This is a genomic window from Occallatibacter sp. (assembly GCF_049802275.1).
Lineage (GTDB): Bacteria > Acidobacteriota > Terriglobia > Terriglobales > Acidobacteriaceae > Telmatobacter.
Genome location: NZ_JBARMD010000091.1, coordinates 1 through 5,955, shown reverse-complemented (window position 1 = coordinate 5,955; position 5,955 = coordinate 1). Strand labels below are relative to the sequence as shown.

General features: G+C 55.5%; 6 protein-coding genes. 3 read left to right on the top strand and 3 right to left on the bottom strand.

Features of this window, described 5'->3' with window-relative positions; translation table 11 throughout:
• The first annotated feature begins 76 nt into the window (after positions 1 to 76).
• A complete protein-coding gene (locus tag WA354_RS03055) occupies positions 77 to 577 on the top strand; it encodes a VOC family protein (protein WP_472811538.1) in 501 nt (166 codons plus the stop codon).
• A 74-nt stretch (positions 578 to 651) separates the two neighbouring features.
• Here the strand turns inward: WA354_RS03055 and WA354_RS03050 are convergent, their stop codons facing one another.
• A complete protein-coding gene (locus WA354_RS03050; protein ID WP_472811537.1) occupies positions 652 to 1,125 on the bottom strand; it encodes a c-type cytochrome in 474 nt (157 codons plus the stop codon).
• Between the two features lie 247 nt (positions 1,126 to 1,372).
• Between WA354_RS03050 and WA354_RS03045 the strand changes: the two genes are divergently transcribed.
• Positions 1,373 to 2,692, top strand: coding sequence for a glycoside hydrolase family 27 protein (locus WA354_RS03045; RefSeq protein ID WP_472811536.1), 1,320 nt, complete (start codon positions 1,373 to 1,375; stop codon positions 2,690 to 2,692).
• Between the two features lie 72 nt (positions 2,693 to 2,764).
• On the opposite strand, the gene WA354_RS03040 is transcribed toward WA354_RS03045, so the two are convergent.
• Positions 2,765 to 3,400 (bottom strand): hypothetical protein, encoded by a 636-nt coding sequence (locus WA354_RS03040; RefSeq protein ID WP_472811535.1) that lies wholly within the window; start codon positions 3,398 to 3,400, stop codon positions 2,765 to 2,767.
• Positions 3,401 to 4,512: 1,112 nt separating this feature from the next.
• Here WA354_RS03040 and WA354_RS03035 point away from each other — a divergent pair.
• On the top strand, positions 4,513 to 4,947 hold the full coding sequence (locus WA354_RS03035) for a DUF1801 domain-containing protein (RefSeq protein ID WP_472811534.1): 435 nt from the start codon (positions 4,513 to 4,515) through the stop codon (positions 4,945 to 4,947).
• Between the two features lie 143 nt (positions 4,948 to 5,090).
• Here the strand turns inward: WA354_RS03035 and WA354_RS03030 are convergent, their stop codons facing one another.
• Entirely contained in the window at positions 5,091 to 5,600 is a 510-nt protein-coding gene (locus WA354_RS03030) for a hypothetical protein (protein WP_472811533.1), read from the bottom strand.
• Positions 5,601 to 5,955 lie beyond the last annotated feature (355 nt).

Genomic DNA, 5,955 nt, shown 5'->3' with positions numbered 1-5,955 from the left:
CTACGCGAAAGTTTGCTGGCTTCGACTGAATCACCGCCCGTGCCAGTAGTTGCTCTTGAGTTGTGGCCATTCCGTCATGCTTCACCTTCGCAGGCAGCCGGTTGATGCGAACATCCGTCAGGCGTATCTTACCGCCATGTTGAGAAACCGTTCCGTTCCTGTTGACATTGTGCTTCCTCACATCACCTACACGAATCTCGCCGAGGCCATCGATTGGCTTACTGCCAGGTTTGAATTCGTCGAGTACTATCGCTACGGCGACCCTGTTCAGGGCGCGCAATTGCATCTTGGTAACGCGTTCATCATGGCCAATTCCGCGCGCCCCGGGCGCTCAAGCCCCGCCGCACTCGGCAGTGGCACGCAAAGCCTCACCGTCTTCATCGAAGACATCGAATCGCACTACGCACATACGCGCGCGGCTGGAGCCAACATCGTCGAAGACCTGCACGAAACGGGATATGGAGAGTTGCAATACGGCGTTGAAGATCTGGAAGGCCACCACTGGCTCTTCGCACGGCACGCCCACGATGTGAGCCCCGAAGCGTGGGGCGCGACCGTCATCACCCCGCTCAAATAAAACTTCGAGATGCGAATTCCCGTCCTCGCAATTTGATTCAACCGCAAGGACGGGCAATCCTGGTCACTTCCGAGTCAGTTACTCGGTGCTGTCGCAGGCGGCGCGGCCGGAGCAGGTGTCGCTGCAGGCTGGTCTGTCGCCGGAGCGGTTCCTGCCGGTTGGTCCTTGGCAAACTTGCGGATATAGATCACGAGGTCGTGTACCTCGTCGTTTTTAGCACGCGCGTCGTCTTCCGGGGGCATTTTGCCAGACCCCTTGCGGATCGCTTCAAACAACTGCTGGTCCGATTTACCGGCGAGGGCCTTCGGGTCACTCCAATCCAGAAGCGTCAGTTGCATGTCCTTGGCCAGGTCAGTCTTGCCGTCTCCGTTGGACCCATGGCACATTGCGCAATCCAGCTGATACACCTTCTTGGCCTTCGCCATGGCGTCCGGAGTCGCCTTCTTGGCAGCCGGAGTCTGGGATTCTTGCGGTGGACGTGCGGGAGCGGAGGCGGAGGCAAGCACAAGCAAGACAACCGCCGCGAAGAGCAAGAACGACTTAAGCATAATCGTCTCCTCAGTTGCAGATGTCGGGGATTGGCAACGTGCAGCTGTTCAATGGTTATTCGACAGCATTATAGGCGCATTTGAAAGTGAGTTGCATCACGTCGTTTTATCGAATCGGTTACGACCATTTCTGGTCAACCGGCTCAACGCGCTTTCTGCAACCCATTGTGGTATACGTTTCCACATGTTTCGACCCGGCTTAATCTTGTTGCTCTGCGTTGCTTTCGTTTCCGGCGCACTCTGCACTTTGTCCGCTCAGAGTCCTGCCCCCACCCCACCCATGGGCTGGAACAGTTGGGATGCCTACGGCCTCACCATCGACGAAGGCGACTACCGTGCCAATACCGCCGTCCTCGCCGGCATTCGCCAATTCGGTTGGCAATACTCGGTCATCGACGAAGGCTGGTACATGCAGGACCCATTCGCCGGAACCGTCGAAGCCCGCAAATACCTCTGGGATCAAAACGGCATCCTCATCCCCGATCCCGCCCGCTTCCCTTCCGCCGCCAATAATGCAGGATTCAAGCCATTGGCAGACTGGGTTCATGCCCAGGGATTAAAGTTCGGCATCCACATTGTCCGCGGCATTCCACGGCAAGTAGTCGAGCAGAATCTCCCCATCGCCGGCTCCAGCTTTCACGCTACCGATGCTGCCGACCAGCAATCCCCCTGCCCGTGGGATCAAGGCAACTGGGGAGTCGCCGATAACGCCGCCGGTCAGGCCTACTACGACTCCATGCTCAAGCTCTACGCCGATTGGGGACTCGACTACATCAAGGTCGACTGCATCAGCGACCATCCCTATCGCCCCACTGAGATTCGCCAGATCGCCGAAGCCATCCGTAAAACCGGCCGCCCCATCGTGCTCAGCCTCTCGCCGGGACCCACGCAACTTGCCAATGCCGCCGAGATCGCAAAGTACGCGCAGATGTGGCGCATCACCGATGACCATTGGGATGGGTGGACCTTCCAGAAGAAGCCGCCGTCCGAGTATCCCTTCGGCCTCCGCGACGAATTTGATCGCATTGCCGAGTGGGCGCCTTACGTGAAGCCCGGCAACTGGCCCGACCCTGACATGCTCCCCGAAGGCTACCTCGGCCCCCACCCCGGCAAAGACCAGCCTCGCCAGTCCGCCTACACCCGCGACGAGCAGCGCACTGAATTCACACTTTGGGCCATCTCGCGCTCACCGCTTATCCTTGGCGCCAACCTGACGAAGCTCGACGACTTCAACCGCTCCCTCATCACCAACAAGGAAGTCACTGATCTCAATCAGCAAGCCATCGAATCCAAGCCCGGTTTACTTCCGAAAGCGCAATCCGGCAAGCAACCGTTCCTGCAGCGCTATTGGTATGCCAGCACCGGCGGCCCTCATCCCAGGCGCTACATCGCCGTATTCAACCTCGCCGACGCAACCACATCATCGAATCTGCCCTGGATGCTCTTTTATCTGGACAACAAGCCATACGCGCTCTACGACGTCTGGAGCCAGAAGCACATCCCCGCCGCAAAAGTCCTGCACATAGTCTTGCCCGCGCACGGCTGCGCCCTCTTCCGCATCGAGTAGCTGCGAATAGAGAAGCCGGCAGCCGGAGCGACGGCTCTCGTTGGCATCGAGCCTGAATCAACGCGTTGCGGATCAGAATTTTAAGATCACGCCACCGCAATAACGAAAGTTGTTTTGGTTGTTTGTGCTCGTCAGCGGATTCGTGTATCTGGTCAACACGTAATCGAATTCGCCAAGCCGGATCGCGACCCGGTGTGAAACGGACAAGTCGACGCCTCCGCCCGCTGCCATCGTAAATGGGTGTTGGCTTGCGGTCGCAATCGTCCCTCCCGCCTGATCAATTGACTTTGAGAGATTTACGTAGCCGTTGGTGTCTGATCCGCCAAACAGCACCTCGCCAAACGGCTTGATCAGCGGCGTGGGTATTCTCAGCACGGGGCCGGCCAAATACGTAAACATGTCGCCTTGCGCCGTATAAGTACCTGCCGGTATTGTTCCGTTTCCCGGAATGACCACGGCCGTTGGATAGGTTCTTGTGAAGGTAGTATTGCCGTATCCCATGAAGTCTGCCTTCAGCCCGAAGATCTTGAGGAAATACAGTGTGGCGCCTCCGCCCCCGCCGTTGAAACTGCGGCTGTCGACACCGGTGATAGTGGGGCTGAAATGCAAATACGAATATTCTCCGAAGATTTCGAACCTGTCCTGCGCATAGGCAGACAAACTAACCAGCAGAATCGTACCAAGTAGAAGGGCTCTCGAAATTCTCATCGCTTCTCCTTCGTGGTTATGGCTTTCTTTTGGTTGCCGCGACTGTGATAATCGGTTCCGATTTCATTGCTATCTTCACCGTTGAAGATCACATCGCTCTGCTTCTCTTGCTGCTTACAAACGCTCTTCCGTTCTCTTCCCTCCAGACGGCTGATTCACGCCCTTTCCCGAACCTTAGAATTGGCAAAGATGCAGCACAACTGTCACATGTGACAGTTACGCGAAATGTGGAACATTTCCCGTTGTTTTCGATTTTGGGCGTATTACCGCCTGTGCTGGAATTACATCCCAGTGGCTGAATCCAGGACGTTTTTACGGCTTTGCGGCGCGCCCAAAAAGTCATGCACTGACACAAAAACCATCGACGCGGATGAATCAACGCCTTCCCTGCAATCACTGCTTAAGCAACGTCCAGCGGCGAACGCCGGGTGCCCCATCCATGACGCAGTATTATTCGCGGCATGGGTGGGAGACCACGAACCTCACCCCGCCATCAATGCGACCTCATACTCCGACCGGAAATATCCTCCCGAAAGGAGGAAACGAAAACAGCCATGGCAAAGTCCTTGGGAACTGTCCCTGCGAAGACCCCGTCCCGTATGCCGGATTGACGTACTCTCAGATTGCCGACGAGTCCCATGCGCCGTCGCTGTCAAGCGACGCCATCGCCGTCCAGCGCTTCAACCTTTTCATTCCAAACACTAAAATCCCAGCTGCGGTTTTGCAGGTAATTTCCTTCGTTTCAGGCACAATTATCTGGACTGGCAGAATGCTCACCCAGCAGACCGATAAAGCGGAAGGGGGTACCCCCACCCCCTCCTCAAAATTTGCAGTTTTCCACAAAATGCTTGCAGGAAATTCGAAGCTGGAAGTGCGACCAATTCAGTCGGCAGCGAACTACGTTTACCGAAATGTTACTGACGAATAGACCATCCACCCAGAAATTCGTCAATGAGGGCATTGGCCTGAAGTCGTCAGCCGACATTTCAGAGGGCTAGCGATGAGTAAACAGAATCCAGTATCATTTTGATCGATTTACTCAGCTAACAAGCCGAATCCAATCCGCTGGTTCCCGGGGCACTGGATTGGTGCGCTAAGCCAAGGAGCTTTGCATGAACTTGGAGAAACAAATCAAGGAGTATATTGCCACTCAACCGGAGCCAAAACGTGGCGACATGCAACAGTTGCATCACATTATTATGGCGTTGATGCCAACATGTAAATTGTGGTTCTTAGATGGAAAGGACGAGAAAGGAAAAACCGTTTCGAACCCAAACATTGGATATGGATCTCACACCATTAAATATGCCAATGGAAAAACCAAGGAATTCTATCAAATCGGCGTAAGTGCGAATACAACAGGCATTTCCGTCTACATTATGGGAGTCAACGACAAGAAGTACCTTACCCAGACATTCGGGCGGGAAATCGGCAAAGCAAGCGTCACTGGGTATTGCATCAAATTCAGAACACTAACAGATATAAAGATCGATGTACTTAAAGCAGCAATACAACATGGATTTAAACAGACAAGCATTCAACATTGACCTCAACTTGGAGTAAATGAACTGCCATTCCTAGCAGTAGATGAACTTCAGCCGTTCGCAGTCCGGCCCGTGACCCGCCCCGGAAATACTACTTAAGCAACATCCCACGGCCCATCGCCAATCTTCACCCACCAAGGCGCCAATCAATGAGTTGTCACCGCTCTCAATTGAGACTCCAACTCCGCCGCCTTTCCCTGCCCATGCCACACAACATTTCCCTTCGCATCCAGCAGCATCACCTGCGGCTCCTGCCCGTTCGAAACCTGAAAGTACTTCTCCCACACCTTGTCGTCCTGCGTCAGCACCACCATGCGCTCCTGCTCGCCACTGCTCATTCCCTTGCGCATGCCGCTCTTGATCATGCCGCGAAACAATCCCGGCGCGCCTTCCAGCATGGCAATCTCATACACCTCCATGCCCGCCAATGCCGCATCCGCGCGAATCGCCTTCATCCAGTCGCCGCATGCGATGCCGCCATCGTGACTAAAGCCCGCCACCAGCACCACCGCATGTCCTCGCACCGCATCCGCCAGAACAATTTTCTTCCCGCTCAGCGTCTCACCGGCAGTCTCAGGCATTACCGGCGCCTGCGCCGCGCCCACAACCGCAAACGCCGCCAACACCCAACAAAGCACAACCCGATTCATCCCCATGAGACCTCCGCCATACGTCACCGCGCGCCGGACCAGACTATCTGAGAGCAGAGACGCGCTTCCCCAGAATACGCAACCTCGCGGAGCACCGTTCCGAAGCTCGCAGCCGCACACCCGCCTCGTATGCGAAACTAAATAGTCCCGCGCGAATGAATTCTCCCCAGGATCATCGCCGGCAAGGTTAAATAATGCCCGTTCTTCGTTCCGCTTTTATCGCACTCTCCCACAATCGGTCGCTTCGTAAATTCGCCGAGCAATCCAGCATCGGTGGCAAGCTCAGCTCGCGTTTCGTTGCCGGTCTCGAAATTGAAGATGCGCTCCGCGTCTGCGCCCAGGTCAATCAGCAGGGCATGCA